This window comes from Ferrimonas sp. SCSIO 43195, assembly GCF_023716685.1.
GTDB classification, from domain to species: Bacteria; Pseudomonadota; Gammaproteobacteria; order Enterobacterales; family Shewanellaceae; genus Ferrimonas; species Ferrimonas kyonanensis.
Map to the genome: position 1 here is coordinate 2,708,414 of NZ_CP072679.1, position 20,133 is coordinate 2,728,546.

Below are 20,133 nucleotides of genomic sequence, written 5' to 3' on the forward strand. Positions count from 1 at the left end.
TCCGATGACACAATCCCATAACTACACCTACTACGGCCTGACCTGCCAGGCCCAGGAAGTCCGCCAGTTTATTGAACATCTTCTGCCCGATGCCGATCACCACAGTGTGCCGGTATGCATCTGGGGACGACACGGCATTGGTAAAACCCAGATGGTAGAGCAGATTGCCCGCGAGCAGGGAATGCACTGGCGTGCCATTGCACCGGCCCAATTTGAGGAGATGGGCGACCTGTTAGGCATGCCCCAGATCAGCCAGGATGAAGACGGTAACAACGTCACCCACTTCGCCGCCCCTCACTGGGTGCCCACCGAGCCGGGCCCGGGCATTTTGTTGATCGATGATGTCAACCGCGCCGACGAGCGCATTCTTCGCGGCATCATGCAGCTGCTGCAAAATCACGAACTCATCAGCTGGGCGCTGCCCAAAGGCTGGCAAATCGTCCTGACGGCCAACCCGGATGGTGGCGACTATTCGGTCACCCCCATGGACGATGCCATGCTGACTCGGATGATGCACATCACCATGGAGTTCGACGTCAAAGCCTGGGCACTGTGGGCCGAGCAGGCCGGTATCGACCCCCGTGGCATCGATTTTGTGCTGACCTACCCGGAACTGGTGGACGGCGAGCGCACCACCCCGCGGTCTCTGGTGCAGTTCTTCCAGGCCATTGCCGCCATCGACGACCTCAAGCAGCAACTGCCGCTGATCAACATTCTGGCGCGCTCCTGCCTGGATGACACCACCTGTGGGGCTTTCATTGCCTTTGTCGAGCAAAACCTGAGCAAACTGGTATCGCCTCAAACCATTGTCAGCTCCGGTGACTTTGACAAGGAGGTGGCCGCCAGGATCGAGCGAGTCGCCGGCGGCGCGGTGCCCCGCATCGACATTCTGGCGACCCTGTGCACCCGCCTGCACCATTACTTGAAGCTGGGCCAACAGCCCATCAACAAAACCGCCATCGGCAACATTCAGGCATTTTTGAAGATGCCACTCCTGCCCAATGACCTGCGCCTGGGGCTGATGCAAGATCTGATGAACTGTGGGCAGCCGGCCTTAAAAGGCGTGCTGGCGGACGCCGAACTGGCCAAGCTGTTCCTGACCCAGGCGGCCTGAGCCTGCGCCAGGAGGCAGAACGCCGATTGGTTGTAAGAGATCGACCCAAAACCATGCGGGCAAACTCGGATAAGCCGGCGCCCATTCGCCGGCGCCGGCACGGGCCTCTATAGTGTCAGCAGCACCCGGTTCTCAAGACAGCAAAACAAAAGGAGCTTGTTTATGTCTCAACGCCCGCTTATCAGCTATTTCTGCAATGGCAGCGTGCCTTTGGTCGATGCCCTCAACCGCCCTTACACCCATATCATACTGTCGTTTCTGACCAGTTCGGCGCAGTCTCCGTTTACCCTGGCCCTGAGCGGCGCCATGGCCGCCCAGGCGGTGCCTCCGACTCTGACTCAGAGCTCACTGACGGCGATTCGCCAGCTTCAGGCCAAGGGGATCAAGGTGATGGTCGCCTACGGCGGTGCCACCATGCATTCCCGGGACTACGCCGCCGCAGCCGGACAGGAGGAACAATTGGCCTACGCTCTGGCGGAGTTTGTGCGCCAGTATGAACTCGATGGCATTGATATCGACTGGGAAGACACCGCGGCCTTCATGGGCAATGGCGGCTATGACGGCAGCGATTTCCTGATTCGGCTGACGCAGGCGCTGCGCCAGCAGCTGCCTGCGGGGCGCTATCAGATCTCCCATGCGCCTCAGCCCCCCTACATGGTGGCGGGCAGCGGCATGGATGGCTACATCAAGGTGATGGCGGAGGCGGGTAAGGCCATTGATCTGGTCAACATGCAGTTCTACAACAATCCGCCCTGGAGCGGTAATCCACAGCAAATCGTCGAGTCGTATCGTCAATTTGCCGCCTTGCCCGGCGTCGGCACCGACAAGCTGGTTCTGGGCCTGCCCGCCGCCCCGCACAACGCCGGCCCGGGCAGCTACCTGCCCGCTTCGATCATCGCCCAACAGATCATTGCGCCTCTGCTGGCCGAAGGCGGCATCGGCGGAGCCATGAACTGGGAGTTCAGCGGCGATGCCGACGGCCAATGGGGTCAGGTCATCAGCCAGGCACTGGCTCAGACGGTAACCGCTTAACGCTCACAACCGGGCCATGTTCAGGCCCGGTCTCCTCTAAGCATCCTCGGAAGTTACCTCAACGCAAATCCGCCGGCACCGGATAGTCAGGGTGATCCACCGGGTGGGTGGCCCAAACCGCCGGCAACGGCGGCTCTTTCAGTGCCATCATTTTCGTCACCAACGCCTCCAGGTCAGCCTCTGGACTGCCATAGTAGTGCTGCCATACCGACGGCACCTCAGCGGCATCGACCACGGACAGAACCTGAGCCATCCACTGCTTTCTTAGCTGGGCCCACTGTTCGGACTGGGCCCCACTGGTCAAAATCGCCTCCAGCGGCCGCAGTTCGATGTAGAGGGTACGCCGGGTTCCATCGCTGCGCTTAGGCTGAGAGCCATGAAGAATCATCATATCCTGGATCAGGATGTCACCAGCCTGAGCCGGCTGTTCGACCACGCCGGGCACCTCCCAGCCATGTTGCTCAGACAAGGTCTGAATCGGCTCCAGTCCATGCTGGGTGCCGGGCACGTAGCGCAAACAACCGTCACCGGCGGGGGCGTCATCCAGATAGACACCGACATTCAGGTAGGGATGCTGGCGATCGTGCTGTGCCCCTTGGTGCCAGTTGATAACCGGGTGCGGGTGCTGATGCTTGTAAAGCAGATCCATCTGCAGCGGCACGCACCCCAGGCCACACAACTGACGGGCAACCGCCAGCATGGCTGGACACCCCAACAACTCGGTGCAGGCCTGAGGGTGATAGCCAAACAGGTTATCAAAACGCATCAGCCTGGGGCCGACCGGGTCTTCGACCACACAGTAGTCGTTGCAATAGTGTTGTTGCCGATGTTCCGACAACGCCCGCTGCTCCAGCGCCTCGGCATGGCGTCGCCAGGCCGCGAGTTGAGCGTCGGGCAAAGCATTTTTCAGTAACAGGTATCCGTCACGCTGGAATTGCGCGATCTGATCGCGGCTTATCTCATAACTGGGCATGGATGCAATCTTCCTTAATCGACATCAACAAATTGGCGCCACAGGCGATCCTGCCCGTGGGATAGGTTCGCAGGCTACACAGTAATCTGCCCCTCACTACGAGCTTGCCTGATTCTATTGCCGTGATCAATCCAGCGACGAAGGGGCACGCATGTTTCAGGCAAACGACCAAAAAAAGGGCCGCCTCAGTGGGCGGCCAAAATTACAGCTCAGGAATGAACGGGTGACTTAGGCGCGTCGGCGCATTGGCAGCAATGCCATCAGCAGCATTAACCACAGGCTCAAGGCGCCACTGTCACTCTTAGAAGACTCAGGTTGAGGGTTTACCTCGGGCTCTGTTTCCACCTCCGGGGCCGGCGCATCGACACCATCAGAAGTTACCGTCAACTGGAATTGCGTCGTGGCGGCATCACCCGGATTCGCTTTGTCGTACACCGTCACTGTCACCTCGGTAATGCCATACCAGTGCGGCTCCGGAACCAGGTCGAAGGTGGCACCAGACTCACTGCCATGAATCACTGCCGTAAGATGTTCGCCACTGACATCAATGCCGTTCTCCGTGCCCTTCAGGTCGTTGTACATCACGGTGATACCTTCAAGCACCGTGTTCTCCTGCATCTGCTGATCGCGTATCTCGGCCATTGTGATGTTTGCTGGCACTTGCAGAGTATGGGCCAGCGTCACGGCTTCGGAGTCGCTGTAGTGTGACTCAACTTCCACCGTGGCTGCGGAGCCCACCGCTGAGTCCGAGATCCTCGCGCTGAACGACAGGGTGACCGCCGATTGTTCAGGACCACGGTAATCAGCACACACCACGCTGCCTGCGGCCACCTTGCTATCGACATCATTAAACGCGAAGCCATCGTTGTTGTAGCCGTAGACAGGGCTGAAGGTATGGCGCTCTCCCCAAAATCCATGCAAGCCGATAGATCCAAAATGGGCGTTATTGGTTTCCAGTGCGTCATAGGCAAACACCACCTCATAATCGCCCGGCTCAAAGTTGATCTCCGTTGAGATGATCGTCTGGACGTTAAAGTAAGCACTAGGATCCGGACTGTCATTACCCACCATCCAGTTCATCACCTCTTCACCGCCATCCCATTGGAAGACGTAGTGCTTGTCGGTCACGATGCCGTACACCGCATTCCGCCAACGCAAACGTTCATAATCAAAGTACAACTCCTCTGGCATATTGACATCACCCCGCCACAGGGGAGCGATCACGGTGTCTGGAAATCCCTGGAAGGCTTCATTCAGCTCGTAGTGCATTGGCCAGAACATCCAAAGTGGATCGAACTGAACATAGCCAAACGGCGAAATGGCCAGAACATCCCATTGGTACTTCTCCGGGTTGCCGTAAAGGGGGACCGAAGGCAGTCCATTGGCGGCCAGAGGCAACTGAATCGGACGATGGTTATAGCCCCATACTGCCATCGGCGACGCACCGGTACTGGCCAGATCATAGAACGCCGGGTCATCCCCATAAGGCACTCGGCACAGGTCATCATTGTCATTGGTGGTAAACACGTAGTGTCTTGGCATCTCTGCCGAAGAGGGCTGAACCCCCGCCAGTGTCAGCAAGCCGCCCTCGACAGTGAGATCCTCCATAGACACCCCGACACCTCCGAGGCTGACGCTCTCCTCTAGCAATTGCAAGGAGGCCGGCAGTTGAGTGATCAACCGATAGTCTCGCTCTCCCCCCAACAAGTTGGCCGCCAGTGACACGGTGTAATCCACAATATCCCCGGCTTTGGCCGCCGTCTGAGAAGCCGCAATCTCAGTATCCGAACCGATGTGGCTCAGCTTAACGGCAAAGTCGCCAAGGTTATCGTTGTTATAGTGATCAGAGCCTAAGCTGACCACGCCATAAAACACATCCTGGTCACTGGCTTCGGGCAGATCGAAATTCAGGCGCAATTGGTATGGCGTGATACCGTCGTTACTGGCGGGGCCCTCAACAGTCAAGCTGCCACTGTCCTCTTCGGCGACAACCGCCAGGCTGGTGACAATGCGATCCGCCTGATTGTCCGGGTCTTCACTCTCAAACTTCAGATTGGTGATCACTCCCCAATAGCGGCCTGGCATCGGATCATTAATGGCACAAAAGTCACCCGCATCGGTATAGGAGTAGCACAGCGCCTCATTATCCCAGCTCAGGTCACCATCACCATTGACATCCATCCCCAGAACAATGGCGGTATAGGCTAACTTGTCGGCCTCCAACACCTCCCAAACGATACGCCGAGTCCCTTCTGGGACATCAAAGAACACCGCTTCGGTACCCGGATCCGGGCCGATCTCAGCCATGGTATCGCCATCGGCAATCCAACTTTCATTGCGCTTAAGATGACGTTCAACTCGCTGACCTTTAGTCAAGCCGGAAACGGCGTAATTAAACGACTGGATCTCTCCGGTCTGGAACTCAGGAGTTAAGGTGTGTCCCGACTGACGGTGAATCACGCCCGCCACTTCAGGGGGCAGCGAATCGCCGCTGTAGCGCACGCCCACAGGCAGGTACTGATGGGACAAGCTATCGTCCGCCGGGGTTAGGTCCACTCGTCCCAACAGCTGTATTTGCGAAGAATCCGCGCCAATGGCCTCTACTTCCACGATCTTAGCCGTTACCATGATCGACTGAGTCTGCCCGGCCAGGAGAGTAAACTGGCTTGGAGAGGCGCTGACTTCCAGCATGGCGGCCCCCTCCATCGGCAGCGCCTCGGCACTGACGGTCCAGCTGCCGTCTTTACTGGCAGTAAAGGTGCGCATCCAGCTACAGGTGCCTGAACAGTTGTCGTTATACAAGTAAGGCAGGTTCAGTGTGGTGACATTACCGCCGTTTCTGGGGTTGGCGGCTCGGTAGTTATCTGCGGTCTCATCCAGCAGCAAACCGGCATTTTGAGCCCGAGCGACATTAATGACACCAGACCCTGCATCAGAATAACCCGCCGCAACCGGTTCAAAAGGCGAGGCGTCATCAGAGCGCGTTACCGTACCCAGCGAGGCAGTGGTCATTAATGCTGACTGGATCTGAGCCGGACTCCAGCCTGGGTTGGCCTGTTGCAGCAAGGCCATGGCCCCGGCAACATGAGGCGCCGCCATCGAGGTACCACTGATGGCCGCATAGTCAGACGGTGCGCCATTAAGGCTGAACGGCATCTCATCGGCATAGGCTGCGTAGATATTCACCCCGGGCGCCGCCAGGTTAGGCGACATCACGTCTGGGTTAGCCAAGTTTGGCCCTCGGGACGAAAAATCAGCCACATAGTCAGCCACCGCAGACTCGGTCCCTACGGTCGACTCGGTAATGGTGGCGCTGTGGCCGCTGCCATTGGCCAACCAGGTTGTCAGTTCTACTCCCGCTTGATAGTCGACGTGAATGCCAGGTATCACATAGGCGTCGTTGGCAATCGACGCACCACTGCCGCTGGTGGTGGTGTTGTACAGAATGAAACCGCCGGCGCCGCCCGCAGCGGCGTTTGCGGCCTTGGTCACTCGGGCTATCTCACCCCGTTCACACGCCACGATAGGCGCACTCTCAAAAGGCTGACCATTGGGATCCAGGCTGAACGTGCCCTCGGCAAACGGGCTGTTACAGCGAGCGTCGCCATACTCTGCCGCCATCACTACCGGGCCGGTGTACGCCGGAGTAATACCGCCCCCGTCAAGATCCGACGGCACCTCCCCGTCTCCACCACTCATGGCCGTCAACTGCTTGTCGCTGACGCTGATGGCTCGACTGTGAGTGGTCGCCGCAACCGAGGTCAACCAAGGCGAAAGGTGATCGATGGCCCCTCGGGCCTGGCTGGCATACTGAGGCGAATAGGAGTTTCCAGCCGATGCGGAAACGGAAATCCCCGCTTCTCGAGCGGCAAGAAAGGCCATCTCAATGGGGCTCTCCCAGGGAAAGCTGCCATAGGTGCTACCGATGGAGTAGTTGATGACGTCCACCCCATCGGCGATGGCATCCTCAATACCTGCCATCAACGCCGATCCGGGGCAGCCGCCAAAGTCTTCACCATGGCTGCCGTCGTTTGGCCAACACACCTGATACATGATCACGTTTGCATGAGGCGCCACCCCGGAGATCATGGGAAACTTGAAGCCGGTTGCAACGCCATCGGACTGCTCCCCGGCGCTGGGAACCACATAATCGACCTCATACAGGGTATTCCCTGCCGCCGTCGAGGCGGTGTGGGAACCGTGGCCATTATAATCTTCTCCATTTTCAGGCCGTTTAGGCGCGTCGATCTCCCACGGAGATTTATCGGGCTGAAATACCGGATCCCAGTACTTGTCGGTAATCACCTCGTAAGAGCGAACGCCGATGAGCTTATCGTTACACATGTGAGCAAAATTCTCCTGCTCACAATCCCCGACAAAGTTATTGGCGCCATACGGGTTGATATGCACATAACCGGTCTCGGTAACGGCTGAGAATGAGGGGTGATCGCTGTTGATTCCGGTATCCAATACCCCGATGATCATCCCCTCTCCGCGGTATTGTTGCGGACCCGCAGCCCCATTCCACATCTTATGGGCACCGATGTGTTCCGGCCCCACATCCGTAACCAATTGATGCACCTCTTCCAGTGACACACTCCGCACTCCAGGCTCTGATGCAACGCGGGCTGCCTGCTCCTGGGTCATAGTGACTGCCATGCCATTAAAGGCAAGCTGATAGCGGTGTATGACCTCTGCCGGCCCTCCCACGATGGCGCCAATCCGACTGATCGCGGTCTCCTGTTTCTGTGCCAGGTAGTCTGAGTAGCGGCCGACAGCAGCGCTGCTTAAATTCAGCTTGTGATGGCCGTGAGCATTGATGGCGTAAGGCGTCGAGGCCCCTCTTGGCGAGGTGCCCTGAAGGCCGGCAACGCCTCCTCGATACAGCGCAACCGGCGCATCGCTCAATTCGACAATATACCTGTGCTCACCGGTCATGCCGTTCTTAAACTGAAACGGCAACTTATCGGCACCGGCAACCGCAATACCGCGATGAATGTTCTTACCATTGCTCAAAGGACGTACTTCTCCATTGAGCCGAGAACGCCCCTCGCCGTTTCTCAACTGTTCATTGAAGCGCAAAATCTCATCGGTGATCTCAATCGTTGTGAATGTTGGATGAGAGCCACTTGACTCTGACGCCATGGCAGAACCGGCGACATACAGGGCCGTCAACGTCATCAGTGTCGTTTTTTTAAGTTTCATATATGCAAACCTTATGCATCTGTAACAGATGCCTCCCTGGTTATTGCTGTTATTTTTCGCCCCTTTAGCGCCTGACGGCCCCTCCTGCAGGAACGTTGGAACTGGCATAATCGACGCCAATTCGTTCATGTTGTAACCTCCACCCAATTTTGTACAATGCATATCAGGGCTGTTAGGTATGCTTATGATGCATAATAAAGAACTGAGTAAATCATCTAAAAATAAGAAAATAAGCTGATGAAAAACTGACTGGATTTGTTATTCCAACCAATCAGGAAGACTCAACATCCCCCACTCAAAGGCAACGAGGTCCAATTTCAAGAAAACAAAGGCAAAACGGAGCAGCATTAGGGTCTCCCCCCTTAAGAGCCAACTCCCACACAACGCAAAAGGTGCATAATTATGCTTTTAAATAAGATCGAGATTCGACACCTGCGTCACTTCAATATGCTGTGCCAAAAAGGCAGTTTCAGCTCAGCGGCCGATGCACTCCACCTAAGCCAACCCAGCTTAAGCCGCAGCATTCAAAGAATGGAGGAGTTGCTGGATGCCCCCTTGCTAGACCGATCTCGTGCTGGCATAACGCTGACCAGTTGCGGTCAGCTCGTCCACCGTCACAGTGAACGCATTCTTCAAGATCTTCGCGCTCTGTATGATGAGCTGGAGATGCTGCAGGCAGGTGACTGGAGTGAGATCGCCATCGGCGCCAGCCCAATCCCGGCCCAGACTCTGCTAGGCCCCGTTATCGGAGCACTGACTCGACGCCACCCGGCGCTGAAATTGGATCTCAGGGTTGACGGATGGAAGCGCTCCCTGGCACGTCTGGAGGCTGGCACCCTGAATTATTTCGTCGACGAAGTTCAGGCAACCGGTCTGAACCATCACCCCGATCTGGAGATTGTGCCCCTGGCACCGCAGTCCGTTTTACTTTGCTGCCATCCCTCTCACTCACTGCTGCGCCTCACACACCCGACTCTGGAACAGCTGTTCGAGTACCCTCTGGCCCTGCCCCGCAATCTTCCAGACCACTTTTTGCAACAGCAAATTCCCGGTCTGGACACCAGCAAGGTGACCGCCGGACGCAGAATCGTTCGTTTTGATCAGTTTCTGTCGGTCAAATCTGCCCTCTATGATTCTGATTTGATCGCCCTGACTCCCCTGGCCAGTGTTCATAAGGAACTCTCAACCGGAGAACTCGCGGTAGTACCGATTCAGGACCTGCCAAAGATTCAGGCCCATTTTGGCATCGTCTCTCTCAGCGAAAGAAACGCCCCTCCGGCAGCCCAAAAGCTGATTCAGGCCATCGTTGACGAAGCAAACAAAATTCAGCAGACAACGGCGTCTCTGTTGAATCAAAGTCACGGAGTTGCCCGCCAGCCGTTGCCCAAAAAACAAACCGTTGAATAGATCGACTGACGGTCGGTATAGTGAATACACATCCTGGACAGGAGGTCAGATGGGCAAGTCGAACCAACGAGGCCATGGTCGCCATCGCGATCTGCTCAGTGGCGCACACAGGCTGCTTTTTCGACCCGGCTACCGAGTCACACAGACTCAGGACTTGGTGGCTATTGGCGCCCTTGAGCGCCCGTTACTGTCTCAATTAAGACTTGGAAACCTGCGCCCCATCGCCCTGCTGTTCGCCTGTTTGTTTTCCATAGCCATTCAGGCCCAAACCGCCACCGACATCGTGCGCCAGTCGGATCAGCAACTGCGTGGGGATTCCAGTTACACCGAGATGACCATGTCGATCATTCGTCCGGACTGGCAACGAAGCATGCGCATGAAAAGCTGGAGCAAAGGGCTGGAGTTATCACTGGTGCTGGTGACCGCGCCCGCCAAGGACAAGGGCAGCGCATCCCTGAAGCGACAGCGTGAGATGTGGAACTGGATTCCCAGCATCGAGCGGGTCATTAAGATTGCGCCCTCGATGCTGGGGCAATCCTGGATGGGCTCCGATTTCACCAACGATGATCTTATCAACCAATCCTCGATTGTGGTCGATTATCACCACCAACTGGTGGACTCCGCCCTCATCGATGGCAGTGACTGCTGGATCATTGACGCCATCGCCAAACCGCAGGCGCCGGTAGTCTGGAGCAAGGTAAGGCTGTGGATAGCCAAAGACAACTACCTACAGCGCAAACTGGCGTTCTATGACGAGTTTGACGAGTTGATCAACACCATGAACAGCTACGACATCAAAACCCTCGGAGGAAGGGCGGTGGCCACCCGGCTGGAGATGATTCCGGCGGACAAACCGGGACAGAGAACCGAGATCATCACCCACCGGGCCCAGTTTGATTTTGCCATCGACGACGGCTTCTTCTCCCAATCGCAAATGAAATCCCTGCGGGACTGACTCAGGAGCCACGATGCTAGTCACTCTGGCCTGGCGCAACCTGTGGCGCCAGAAACGTCGAACTCTGCTGACCGCCTCCGCCCTGGCGTTGGCGCTGCTGTTGTCGCTAACCACCCGCAGCCTTCAGGAAGGCACCTACGCCAACAACATCGATAACGCCGCCCGCTTTTCCACCGGGCTGCTGCAACTTCAACACCCGGAGTTCAAAGAGAGCCACAGCATCGACGATCTGCTGCCCGGCACACCGGCCTTCATTGCCCCGGCCAAGGCCATCGACGGCATCAGCCATGCCCTGCCACGACTGGAGTCGTTTGCCCTGGCCGCCGGGGCCAGCCGCTCGAAAGGCGTGATGGTCATGGGGGGCCAACCTCAGGCTGAAGCCGATTACGCCAAGGTGGACAAGCGCCTGACCGAGGGCCACTATCTGAGCCAGGACGATCAGGGGGTGCTCATCGGCGAAGGGCTGGCACGCTACCTGTCGTTGTCGGTTGGCGATCAACTGGTCCTCTATGGCCAGGGCTACCACGGCCAGACCGCCGCCGGCCTGTTTCCCATTCGCGGAATACTCAGTTTTCCCATGGCCGGTATCGATAACCAACTGGTGTACATGCCCCTGTCACTGGCTCAGCGGTTGTACGGCTGCGAAGACCGGGTGAGCAACTGGGTGTTGCACACCCACAGCCTGGCCCAATTGCCGGCAGTCACAGACGCGCTTCGAGGCCACTACCCCGACGCGGCAGTATGGGACTGGCAGGCTCTGTCCCCGGAGATGGCACAACAGATTCAGATGGATCGGGCCGGCGGCCTGTTTATGATCTACCTGCTGTACGGCGTGGTCGGCTTTGGCTTATTTGCCACCCTGGTGATGATGATTCTGGAACGGCAGCGGGAATTCGGCGTGATGCTGGCCACCGGTATGGTACGACGGCAGCTGTTACTGCTGGTCATCATCGAGTCCGGACTGTTGGCGCTGGTCGGTGTATTGCTGGGGTTGGCCATCGCCACACCGCTGCTGTTATGGTTTGCCTACCATCCCCTCAGCCTGACCGGAGACGCGGCTCAAATGGTGATGGAGATGGGGTGGGACCCGCTGCTGCCGGTGTTGTTGTCGCCCCGACTGGTGGTCAATCAAGTCCTGATCGTACTGGGGCTCCTGAGTCTGTGTCTGGCCTATCCGCTGTGGCGGGTGTATCGCCTCAATCTGGTTCAGGCGCTAAAGGGAGGCGGCAATGATCATTAAGCTGGCCTGGCGCAACCTGTGGCGCAACCGCCTGCGGACCGGCATCATGCTCAGTGCCATGGTATTTGGCCTGGTGGGGGTGGTGATCTTGATGGGGTTTCTCAGCAGCATGTACGCCAACATGATAGAAAACGCCATCGCCTGGCAAACCAGTCACCTGCAGGTGCAGCGAACCGGCTACATCGACAATCCCGATATCAACGACACCCTGATTGCGCCGCAAGCACTGCTGCAGCACCTGAACCAACAGGCCGAGGTCGCCGCCAGCTCCGGCCGTTACCTGGCCGAAGGCATGGTGGCCTCGGCCCGAGCCACTCGCGGCGTGCGCATCAATGGCGTCGATGCGGACAGTGAAGCGGCGGTCACCCCCATCGCCAGTCACATTCTCCAGGGGCAATGGCTGGATGCCCAAGGTCGCCATCCGGTGGTGGTATCCAGCAAAACCGCCCAACGGCTGAAACTGACCCTGGGGTCCAAGGTGGTGCTGACGTTTACCGATGCCCACGGTGAGGTGTCCGGGGCCGCCTTTCGGGTTCGAGGCCTGTATCGCACCCCTTCATCGGCCTTTGATGACAACAACCTGTTTGTGCGCATCGACGATCTTCAGGCCCTGGCCGGCGGTCAGGGGATTCACCAAATCGCCATACGACTGGCGGACAAGGATTACCGCAACATCGCCGCCCTGCAGGCACTGCGCGACGCGCTGCAGCAACACACCAACCCGGATAACCGAATACGAGACTGGCAGCAGATTCAACCATTATTGGCATCGATTCTGGCCCAAAGCGGCACCAGCAATGCCATTATCCTGGCCATCTACGTGATCGCCATGGGCTTTGGGATCGTCAATATCATGCTGATGTCGGTGTTTGAACGGACCCGGGAGTTTGGGGTGCTGATGGCCGTTGGCATGCAAAAACACAAGGTGTTCGCCCTGATCATCGCCGAGTCGTCGCTGCTGGGGTTGTGCGGCGGCGTCATCGGCATCGTCGTCAGCATGGGGGTTATCGCCCTGCTGTCCTACACCGGCATTGCCCTGGGAAATCTGGCCGAGGGGCTCAATGCCTTTGGTGTCGATACCCTGCTCTACCCCCAGGTTACTCCAGCGGAATACCGGTTTATCTTCCTGACCGTGGTCATCGCCAGCATTCTCGCGGCCCTGTACCCGGCCTGGCACATACTGAAACAGCGCCCCGTGGACGCCATGGCGGAGAAACACTGACATGACCATCACTGTCACCGAACTGTGCAAAACCTACCACGCCGATACCGACTTTCCGGTGCACGCGGTCGATCACCTGTCGCTGGTGATTGAACAGGGCGAATTTGTGGCCGTCATGGGCCCGTCAGGATCCGGCAAAACCACGCTGCTGAATATGATGGGCGGCATCGACACCCCCACTTCGGGCCGGGTCGACATCGACGGCCAGGCCATCACCGAACTGAGCCAACAGGCATTGATCGCCTTTCGGCGTGACCACGTCGGTTTTATCTTTCAGGACTACAGCCTGTTGCCTGTGCTGTCGGCACTGGAAAACGTGGAGTTTGTGATGCAACTGCAGGGACGCAGTCAGCAGGAATGCCGACGCCGCGCCACCGAACTGTTGATTCAGGTCGGCCTGAAAGACCACCTGAATAAGCCCCCGGCAAAGCTGTCGGGGGGACAGCAACAACGGGTTGCGGTGGCACGAGCACTGGCCCCACGGCCGCGTTTTATCATGGCCGATGAACCCACCGCCAACCTGGATGCCCGCAGCACCGCTGAGTTGCTGGACATCATGCAGGCGCTCAATGAAACCGAAGGCACCACCTTTATCTTCTCTACCCACGATCCCCGGGTGATCACCCGGGCCAAGCGAGTGTTGGTCATCGAGGACGGTCGCCTGACCGAGGATCGCAATCAGTGATCGCAAGAGGCGTGACTCTGGCTTTGACGGCACTGCTGCCGACTGCGCTGCAAGCAAGCCCCATTCCCGGCTTGACGCCGGAGACGCCCTGGACTGTGGACGGCTACCTGTCTTACATGGCTACCACCACCCTGCCCGACGACCACAATTCACTGCTGGATCACCTGCTGCACCACAGGCTGAATGTCGAACACCGGTTCAGCGATCAGTTGCGGATCAAGGTGGGAATGCGCAACCGAGTGCTCGCTGGGGACAGCAATGAACTGCCTGGGTTCAATGACACCGTCGGCAACGACAACGGCTATTGGGATCTCAGCGGCAACTGGATAGACAACAGCTCGGTAATCGCCACCACCAGCCTGGATCGGCTCTATCTGGACTGGCACAACGATCGCTGGCAGTTGCAGGGAGGTCGGTTTCGCATCAACTGGGGCATGACCACGGTCTGGAATCCCAATGACCTGTTCAACAGCTACTCCATCTATGACGTCGACTACCCGGAGCGTCCTGGCAGTGATGCGGTGCAATTGAGCCGAAAGCTGGGCTTCGCTAGCGAGTGGAACCTGGTGTACAACCCCGACGACGAGGCCAGCCTCGACAGCTACGCCGGCCGCTACCTGAGCAATGCCGGCGGCTGGGACTGGCAACTGCTGTTGGCCAAGTCTCGTCGCGACAGAGTGGTAGGCGCCGGGCTGGCCGGCGACGTCGGCGGCGCCGGCGTCCGTGCCGAGCTCAGCTGGCTGGATCCCATCGATAGTCAGTGGCAGGGCCAGCCACAATCGGCGACCAGTGTCAGCAGCCTGGAGGGGGATTTCAACTTTGCCAGCCAGCGGAACTGGAGCCTGAAAGGGGCACTGCTGCATCTCTCCAATCCCCTGGCCATCGATAGCGGCAGCGACTACCTGAGCCAACCACTGACTGTCCGCAGTCTCAGTTTTACCGAATGGACCGGCTATCTGGAATCCGGCGTCGACCTGTCGCCACTGTGGCGATTAACCCTGTCCGCCAGCTACTATCAGGACCACTCCTACTTTCTGGGCGCCAGTAGCAGCTACTCACTGGCTGAAAACTGGACCCTGCAAGCCATAGTGCAGCGCTTCGACGGTCGGGGAGATGCCCTGTTTGCCAACACGCCAGCCACCTTGCTCTACGGCCTGATCCGATGGAATTTTTGACCACCATCGTTGCCGCGAGTGGATGCATCGGCCGGGTGGTAGGAACAATGGCTTATCAACATCTGATCCAGCCTTCGCTGTTCCACCTCAGGGGGTCAGCCACCGACCAATGGACTCCCCTGTTAATACAGATCGATAACAAACAGACAATCAAAGACGATAGGGTCTCCGGGGTTACCGGCAAAATTAGTCATATCCACCATTCCGGAGAGCCGCACCGTCCCCATGGCACCGGCAAAGCGATTGCTTCCCCACAAAATGGCGTTCCCCGTCCCCGAGGCGCCGGTAATGTGGGTGATCATCTGCCCGGACGGCGTCATGGTGTTTTGAATCACCGGCTGCACTGTAGTGTTGCCACGGGTGACCAATGTCCCCTGAGGAAGATGGAAGTAAGTGGTGCCAACCAACGAAATCCCGGTCCCAACCGGAGTCACCATGGAGAGGCAATCGGTCGCCGTTCCGACCAGCCGGCGGTTGTTGGCATCATACAATTCGACATCAAAACAGATAGCGGCGTCATCATGGCCATCACCATCGATATCAGGTACCGTACTTTCATACATTGCTCCCGATCCAACCAGGTTCAGTACCCAGTGCTTTCCTGCGCCCCTATCCTTGGCCTGGGCCTCGAAACCTCCAAGCATGATTAATGATACAATCGTGGCAAGCATAAAGAGTCTGTTCATTATCTTTCTCCATCCACACTCATTAAACGTCGACCGTCCGCTCACGGACATCACAGCAATATGAGAGCGTAGTAGAGCCTCAGTTCGGCAACCAATCGAAGTTGTAATAATTAACAACGGAAGCTCATAGCCTGACGTTTTTCCCGGGCCGAAGTCATACTCCAGAGCATCAACTCACCGATGTTATATCACCAGCCGATGACGCACTGCCTGGGCCATAAGCTGGGCAATGGTGCGGGCCTGAAACACCTCTTTCAATATGCCAATGTGGTAATCCACCCCCCGCAGGGTCAGATTTAATTGACGGGAGACCTGACCACGGTCCTCCCCCTGAGCCAGACTGTCAAGCACGCAGGCGGAAACCGGGTTGACGATGTTGTAATCGAGCAAAGGGTTGATGTCGATACCATGGTCGGCGGCGATGGCCAGCTGTTCGCTCTGCAACTGCCGTTTCACCTGTTCATAGTGGGTTTGCAGATACGCCACCTGAACCGGCCCTTGCAACATCAAGGTAAAGCGACCACAAAAACGGCTAGTCAACACGCAAGGCACGGAGACGGTCACCATCGACGCCACGCCCAGCCCCGACAGTTGCCGTTTCAGCCGCGGCGAGAACAGCGCCTCAGGCCAGACGTAGCATTCCTGGGAAAACAATTGCGAGAACTGGCTGCCCTCATTGGCAAACAGGGCCGTCTTGCGTCGCCACAGAGTCACTGCGGACTCGGAGCTGGCAAACAGCTGACGTCGTTTGACAAAACTCTTCAAAAATCGATCGTGAGTTTTCAGGCGACTGCGCCACTGCTCCGGCGTGGTCACGTCATAGCAGTAACACACATCCCGGACTCCAAGGTCATCGCGCAGCGCACGAAGCCGGGCCCTCATCTTGGTTTCCAGAAACTGCCTGGACATACCGATTCGCTCCCAAATGGTTCAAGACGGCCATGGTCTGCCATAGCCGGCGCTAAGCCCGACGTTTAAATCGGCCGGACTCAGCCCAAGGCGGCCTTTACCAGGGCCACCACTGTTGCCAGAAAAACAGGCCGATGACCATCAGGGTCAACGCCAACATCAGGCCGGTTGCCAGGCACTCGGTTCCATTAGCCGGTTGGCGTCGGCCTGAGGATGTTCGGGCTGTGGCCCGGCGATTATCGGGATGGGGTTTCACGTCCAACCTCCTTAATGGCGATACGCTGACGCTTCTTAACCTTTTGCAGGGTCCTGGCCCTAAGCTCAAGCCCATAACTCAGGAAACGACCCAACGGGCACAACAACTTGCACCAGAAATCGCTCACCAGAAAAGCGCCAAACAGGCTCAGCGGCAGGATGTACCACTGCACCCCCAGCCCATCCAGTGAAAACAGCATCGAGAACGGCTCGTAAGAGCCTATGGCCGGCGTCCGCGACAGAAAAATCAGCATCAATGACAGCCACAGCAAGCCGTTGGTCAGCCACTTGATGCGCTGCTTTAACCAGGGATAGAGCGCCAGATTCATGCCACTGAGGCGATGCAGCCACCGCTGTATCTGGTGAAACGGGCACAACTGACTGCAATACACGTTTCGACCCAGAAACAGGATGGCACCCAGGGTCCCCACCAGCATGATGTACCACAACAGATGCTGCTGTGGCGACGGCAGATAGCCAAGCAGCAACGAGCCAATCAGCGCAATGGACAGCGCCGAGTTAAGCCAGTAACCGATCAACCCCACCGACGCGACCGACAGTGCCTGATTGAAGCGTTTCTGGTGCTGTCGCGGCACCCGTTTGTTCATCAACGCCGCCGCAAACAGCAGAGCCGCCAACAACTCCTTGATGCCGGCATCAAACCCAGGCTCCTGCCAGCTCTCCGGCAAGCCGAAATGATCCACGCTGTTGTGAGCCGCCTGACGCACGGCAGTCGCTAACCCCCGGGATGTCAGGGTTGCCCCACTTAAGGCATCGATGTCGTCACCCAGGCGAAAATTATGGTTAACCGGCTGACCGGAGAACTGACGATAGTACTTACCTTCGTTAAATCGGAAGATGTATCCCGGTGTTTCTTTGTGCTGCAGCAGATGGGTCGCCACAATCCGGCCATTGGCCCCGATGGTCACCGCCACCGACATCGGCCCGCCATAGCCCTGAGACTCAGCCAGGCTGACCAGTGTGGTTTCCCCCTGCTGCTCAAGCCGGTATTGATCCCCTTGGGCCCCTTCGATGCGGGTGAGTTTGCCCTGAGGAAAGGCCTGCTGCAGCAACCCCTGATAGTTCGGCTGCTGCCAGACCAGACCCACAGCAAACGCGATGACCAGGGACAGCCAACTCGCCACCGTCAGCCAGGGCAAGCGGCCAGCCTGCCCGTTCGCCGACCTTGAGAACCGTTGAGACATAGAGTTCCTTAACAGTAGTGTGCCTTCGACTCCGAGCCGAAGGCACATTGAGACAAAACGGGTTAGGCCCGCTTCCAGGGGCGGATGTAGTTGCGCCAACTGAACGCCACCACAATCAGCGTCGGCAGACCAAAACAGATCAGGCCCATGGCGCCAGACTGAGGTTCACCCTCGGCAAACGAGCCCCACGACCAACCTACGCACAGCCAGGCCAGGGCGAAGCTGGACGCCAGTCCCAGGTGGGCTTTTCCGTTCAGGCGGTAACGGCCATTAAGAGCAACATATCCCCACACGGCGCCGGTGGTGGCCATGCCCATCAGGTACCACATTAATCCCATCATTGTTGTATCTCCTTAGGTAAAGTCGCCGCTAAAGCCGCTCTTCCAGAACTTGATCACCGCTTTTTCATCATTGACGTTGCCGTAGCCAAACAGGATGTCGGCCTTGGTCATCAACCCATGCACGGTGCCGCCGGTAAAGGTGTTGGAGGCATCAATCAGGCGGTGGTGCCAGAAATCCGGTTTATTCCACGGACAGGCAGCAATACAGGCACCGCAGTCACCGCCATTGTCGGCCCAGAACTTGAGGCATTTTTTGGGATCGCTGTAAAACTTGCGCACGCCTTTATTCACGTCCCAGGTGTACTCTGGATCGTCGCCTCCCGGGTAGGTGGGTCCCATGGAGGGTTTGTCGTCCATGCAGATGGCTCCGGAGGGGCAGGCCTCACCACAACGCTTACAGTTCTCGCAGAACTCCTGAATACCGAAAGTGCGCGGCTTGTCGTACGCCAGCTCATCCAGCTCCAGATCGGTGTACACCTTGCAGATACGAATCCGGGGACCCAGATTCGGTGCCACCATGGCACCGTTGCGGGACCCTTCACCCAGGCCGGCGGAAATGGCATACGCCACGGAGTTACCCAGGTCATTGGTGGCGCCCACCGCCTGGAAACCCAGGCCCCGAATAAACTTGGCCATCTGCCCGGCCAACATGGCGATGTTGCTGTAGCCTTGCGCGGCGGTGGCAGACTGGGGGATCATCGGCGCACAGGCGATCGCTTCATAATCCATGGGGACAATCATCACGATGACGCTCTTGGGCTTGAACGGGAAATCCTCCTCCCAGGTCAGCGTCTGCTCCGTTAGCGCATGATACAAGGGGTTGTAGTCCCAGCGAGGATCATGGCGGCAGATGCCCACCCTTGCCGCGCCAATGGTTTTAGCGGCGGTTTTAATGGCGCTGACCTTCTCGACCGAATCCTTGAAGGGGTACTTGTGCTCATGAACATCTGACTGGTCCCAACTCAGGATCCCCTGGCCCGGAACACCGGCCTGCACCAGCGGCGCCAACGACATGGAGCCATGCCAGCAGGCTTCCTCCAGGGCATAATCCAACTGGGTGTAGCCTATCTTGTCGTTATCGTAGCGCTCGGCCCCGGTCAGGAAACGGTGAAACGCCTCGCCCATATGCATGGGCTTTTCACCGGGTTGGATTGGCCCCAGGCTCTCGACGCCGAAGTTCAGATTACGCTCCGGATGTTGCGCCTGAAGTTTCTTGCTAATGGCATAAGTCTGGTTGACGTTGCGCTGATCCATGGGCTTGAAATCGGCACTGATCTCGTTGGGAAACCCATCGTGCTCAATGCCTTCCATACGGCCCTTAACCCAGGCTCCGGCCCCCGCGACCACGCCGACACCGGCGACAGTGCCGGCACTCAGCTTTAACAGTTGGCGACGCCGCTCATCAACATTAGGCTCATCAACAGGCTGTTGTTGTTCACTCATTATTTTCACCTTCACTCAGAAACTGGTTAATACCAATATCAATCTATGAGTTCAAAAGTGTATAGAGTGAATTAAAAACACGGTACATCAACAATTGAGAACTGGCTTTGCAAAAATTGCACAGCCTGCTTTTTACGGCAGTGACCGGCATCACAACCAAGTAAAAACAACCGTCACAATCACAATAAGACCACGCTCGTATGACAGGTCTTATCCGAAAGCTTTATTTTTTACAACAATCAGCATCGCCACAGGAAATAAAATTAAATACGAACGGTTCCAGAAA

Annotated in this window: 16 protein-coding genes; 8 read left to right on the forward strand and 8 right to left on the reverse strand. The window is 57.5% G+C overall.

All coding sequences use genetic code 11. The annotated features are described in order from the left end of the window. Window positions 1–4 precede the first annotated feature (4 nt). Both J8Z22_RS12705 and J8Z22_RS12710 read left to right on the forward strand, forming a co-directional pair. Entirely contained in the window at window positions 5–1,114 is a 1,110-nt protein-coding gene (locus J8Z22_RS12705; RefSeq protein WP_252006652.1) for an AAA family ATPase, read from the forward strand. Window positions 1,115–1,276: 162 nt separating this feature from the next. Further along, window positions 1,277–2,146: a glycoside hydrolase family 18 protein gene (locus J8Z22_RS12710; protein ID WP_252006653.1), complete on the forward strand. Its 870-nt coding sequence runs from the start codon at window positions 1,277–1,279 to the stop codon at window positions 2,144–2,146. Between the two features lie 58 nt (window positions 2,147–2,204). Here J8Z22_RS12710 and J8Z22_RS12715 read toward each other — a convergent pair whose 3' ends face one another. Both J8Z22_RS12715 and J8Z22_RS12720 read right to left on the reverse strand, forming a co-directional pair. Further along, entirely contained in the window at window positions 2,205–3,119 is a 915-nt protein-coding gene (locus tag J8Z22_RS12715; RefSeq protein ID WP_252006654.1) for a phytanoyl-CoA dioxygenase family protein, read from the reverse strand. A gap of 228 nt (window positions 3,120–3,347) precedes the next feature. Next, on the reverse strand, window positions 3,348–8,324 hold the full coding sequence (locus J8Z22_RS12720) for a S8 family peptidase (protein ID WP_252006655.1): 4,977 nt from the start codon (window positions 8,322–8,324) through the stop codon (window positions 3,348–3,350). Window positions 8,325–8,726: 402 nt separating this feature from the next. Between J8Z22_RS12720 and J8Z22_RS12725 the strand changes: the two genes are divergently transcribed. The 6 genes from J8Z22_RS12725 to J8Z22_RS12750 are packed head-to-tail and all read left to right on the forward strand — an operon-like array spanning window position 8,727 to window position 15,008. Continuing rightward, window positions 8,727–9,731 carry a LysR family transcriptional regulator gene (locus J8Z22_RS12725; RefSeq protein ID WP_252006656.1) on the forward strand — a complete coding sequence of 335 codons (1,005 nt, stop codon included), beginning with the start codon at window positions 8,727–8,729 and terminating at the stop codon, window positions 9,729–9,731. Between the two features lie 49 nt (window positions 9,732–9,780). Beyond that, window positions 9,781–10,686, forward strand: coding sequence for an outer membrane lipoprotein-sorting protein (locus J8Z22_RS12730; RefSeq protein WP_252006657.1), 906 nt, complete (start codon window positions 9,781–9,783; stop codon window positions 10,684–10,686). Between the two features lie 13 nt (window positions 10,687–10,699). Beyond that, window positions 10,700–11,926, forward strand: a complete 1,227-nt coding sequence (locus J8Z22_RS12735; RefSeq protein WP_252006658.1) for an ABC transporter permease — start codon at window positions 10,700–10,702, stop codon at window positions 11,924–11,926. Then, on the forward strand, window positions 11,916–13,148 hold the full coding sequence (locus J8Z22_RS12740) for an FtsX-like permease family protein (protein WP_252006659.1): 1,233 nt from the start codon (window positions 11,916–11,918) through the stop codon (window positions 13,146–13,148). Before J8Z22_RS12735 ends, J8Z22_RS12740 begins: the two co-directional genes overlap by 11 nt. A 1-nt stretch (window position 13,149) precedes the next feature. Beyond that, complete coding sequence (locus J8Z22_RS12745) at window positions 13,150–13,833, forward strand: ABC transporter ATP-binding protein (protein ID WP_252006660.1); 684 nt, start codon at window positions 13,150–13,152, stop codon at window positions 13,831–13,833. Then, window positions 13,830–15,008, forward strand: coding sequence for a hypothetical protein (locus J8Z22_RS12750; protein WP_252006661.1), 1,179 nt, complete (start codon window positions 13,830–13,832; stop codon window positions 15,006–15,008). The genes J8Z22_RS12745 and J8Z22_RS12750 overlap by 4 nt, the downstream gene beginning before the upstream one ends. Before the next feature lie 122 nt (window positions 15,009–15,130). On the opposite strand, the gene J8Z22_RS12755 is transcribed toward J8Z22_RS12750, so the two are convergent. From J8Z22_RS12755 to J8Z22_RS12780, 6 genes are all read right to left on the reverse strand, one after another. Beyond that, on the reverse strand, window positions 15,131–15,694 hold the full coding sequence (locus tag J8Z22_RS12755; RefSeq protein ID WP_252006662.1) for a hypothetical protein: 564 nt from the start codon (window positions 15,692–15,694) through the stop codon (window positions 15,131–15,133). Window positions 15,695–15,877: 183 nt separating this feature from the next. Further along, on the reverse strand, window positions 15,878–16,603 hold the full coding sequence (locus J8Z22_RS12760) for a hypothetical protein (RefSeq protein WP_252006663.1): 726 nt from the start codon (window positions 16,601–16,603) through the stop codon (window positions 15,878–15,880). A 97-nt stretch (window positions 16,604–16,700) separates the two neighbouring features. Then, entirely contained in the window at window positions 16,701–16,859 is a 159-nt protein-coding gene (locus J8Z22_RS12765; protein ID WP_252006664.1) for a hypothetical protein, read from the reverse strand. Continuing rightward, window positions 16,840–18,063 carry an FMN-binding protein gene (locus tag J8Z22_RS12770; protein WP_252006665.1) on the reverse strand — a complete coding sequence of 408 codons (1,224 nt, stop codon included), beginning with the start codon at window positions 18,061–18,063 and terminating at the stop codon, window positions 16,840–16,842. Before J8Z22_RS12770 ends, J8Z22_RS12765 begins: the two co-directional genes overlap by 20 nt. A gap of 62 nt (window positions 18,064–18,125) precedes the next feature. Continuing rightward, entirely contained in the window at window positions 18,126–18,404 is a 279-nt protein-coding gene (locus J8Z22_RS12775; protein WP_028111872.1) for a hypothetical protein, read from the reverse strand. A gap of 12 nt (window positions 18,405–18,416) precedes the next feature. Then, the gene (locus tag J8Z22_RS12780) at window positions 18,417–19,847 is read right to left on the reverse strand and encodes a reductive dehalogenase (RefSeq protein ID WP_028111871.1); all 1,431 of its coding nucleotides are present in this window, start codon (window positions 19,845–19,847) and stop codon (window positions 18,417–18,419) included. Window positions 19,848–20,133 lie beyond the last annotated feature (286 nt).

Excerpts from the sequence above, each read along its gene's own strand:
- J8Z22_RS12755 (WP_252006662.1), bottom strand. The coding sequence starts at position 15,694 with ATGAACAGACTCTTTATGCTTGCCACGATTGTATCATTAATCATGCTT.
- J8Z22_RS12740 (WP_252006659.1), top strand. The coding sequence starts at position 11,916 with ATGATCATTAAGCTGGCCTGGCGCAACCTGTGGCGCAACCGCCTGCGG.
- J8Z22_RS12745 (WP_252006660.1), top strand. The coding sequence starts at position 13,150 with ATGACCATCACTGTCACCGAACTGTGCAAAACCTACCACGCCGATACC.
- J8Z22_RS12705 (WP_252006652.1), top strand. The coding sequence starts at position 5 with ATGACACAATCCCATAACTACACCTACTACGGCCTGACCTGCCAGGCC.
- J8Z22_RS12780 (WP_028111871.1), bottom strand. The coding sequence starts at position 19,847 with ATGAGTGAACAACAACAGCCTGTTGATGAGCCTAATGTTGATGAGCGG.
- J8Z22_RS12730 (WP_252006657.1), top strand. The coding sequence starts at position 9,781 with ATGGGCAAGTCGAACCAACGAGGCCATGGTCGCCATCGCGATCTGCTC.
- J8Z22_RS12710 (WP_252006653.1), top strand. The coding sequence starts at position 1,277 with ATGTCTCAACGCCCGCTTATCAGCTATTTCTGCAATGGCAGCGTGCCT.
- J8Z22_RS12735 (WP_252006658.1), top strand. The coding sequence starts at position 10,700 with ATGCTAGTCACTCTGGCCTGGCGCAACCTGTGGCGCCAGAAACGTCGA.
- J8Z22_RS12725 (WP_252006656.1), top strand. The coding sequence starts at position 8,727 with ATGCTTTTAAATAAGATCGAGATTCGACACCTGCGTCACTTCAATATG.
- J8Z22_RS12720 (WP_252006655.1), bottom strand. The coding sequence starts at position 8,324 with ATGAAACTTAAAAAAACGACACTGATGACGTTGACGGCCCTGTATGTC.
- J8Z22_RS12715 (WP_252006654.1), bottom strand. The coding sequence starts at position 3,119 with ATGCCCAGTTATGAGATAAGCCGCGATCAGATCGCGCAATTCCAGCGT.
- J8Z22_RS12760 (WP_252006663.1), bottom strand. The coding sequence starts at position 16,603 with ATGTCCAGGCAGTTTCTGGAAACCAAGATGAGGGCCCGGCTTCGTGCG.
- J8Z22_RS12770 (WP_252006665.1), bottom strand. The coding sequence starts at position 18,063 with ATGTCTCAACGGTTCTCAAGGTCGGCGAACGGGCAGGCTGGCCGCTTG.
- J8Z22_RS12775 (WP_028111872.1), bottom strand. The coding sequence starts at position 18,404 with ATGATGGGATTAATGTGGTACCTGATGGGCATGGCCACCACCGGCGCC.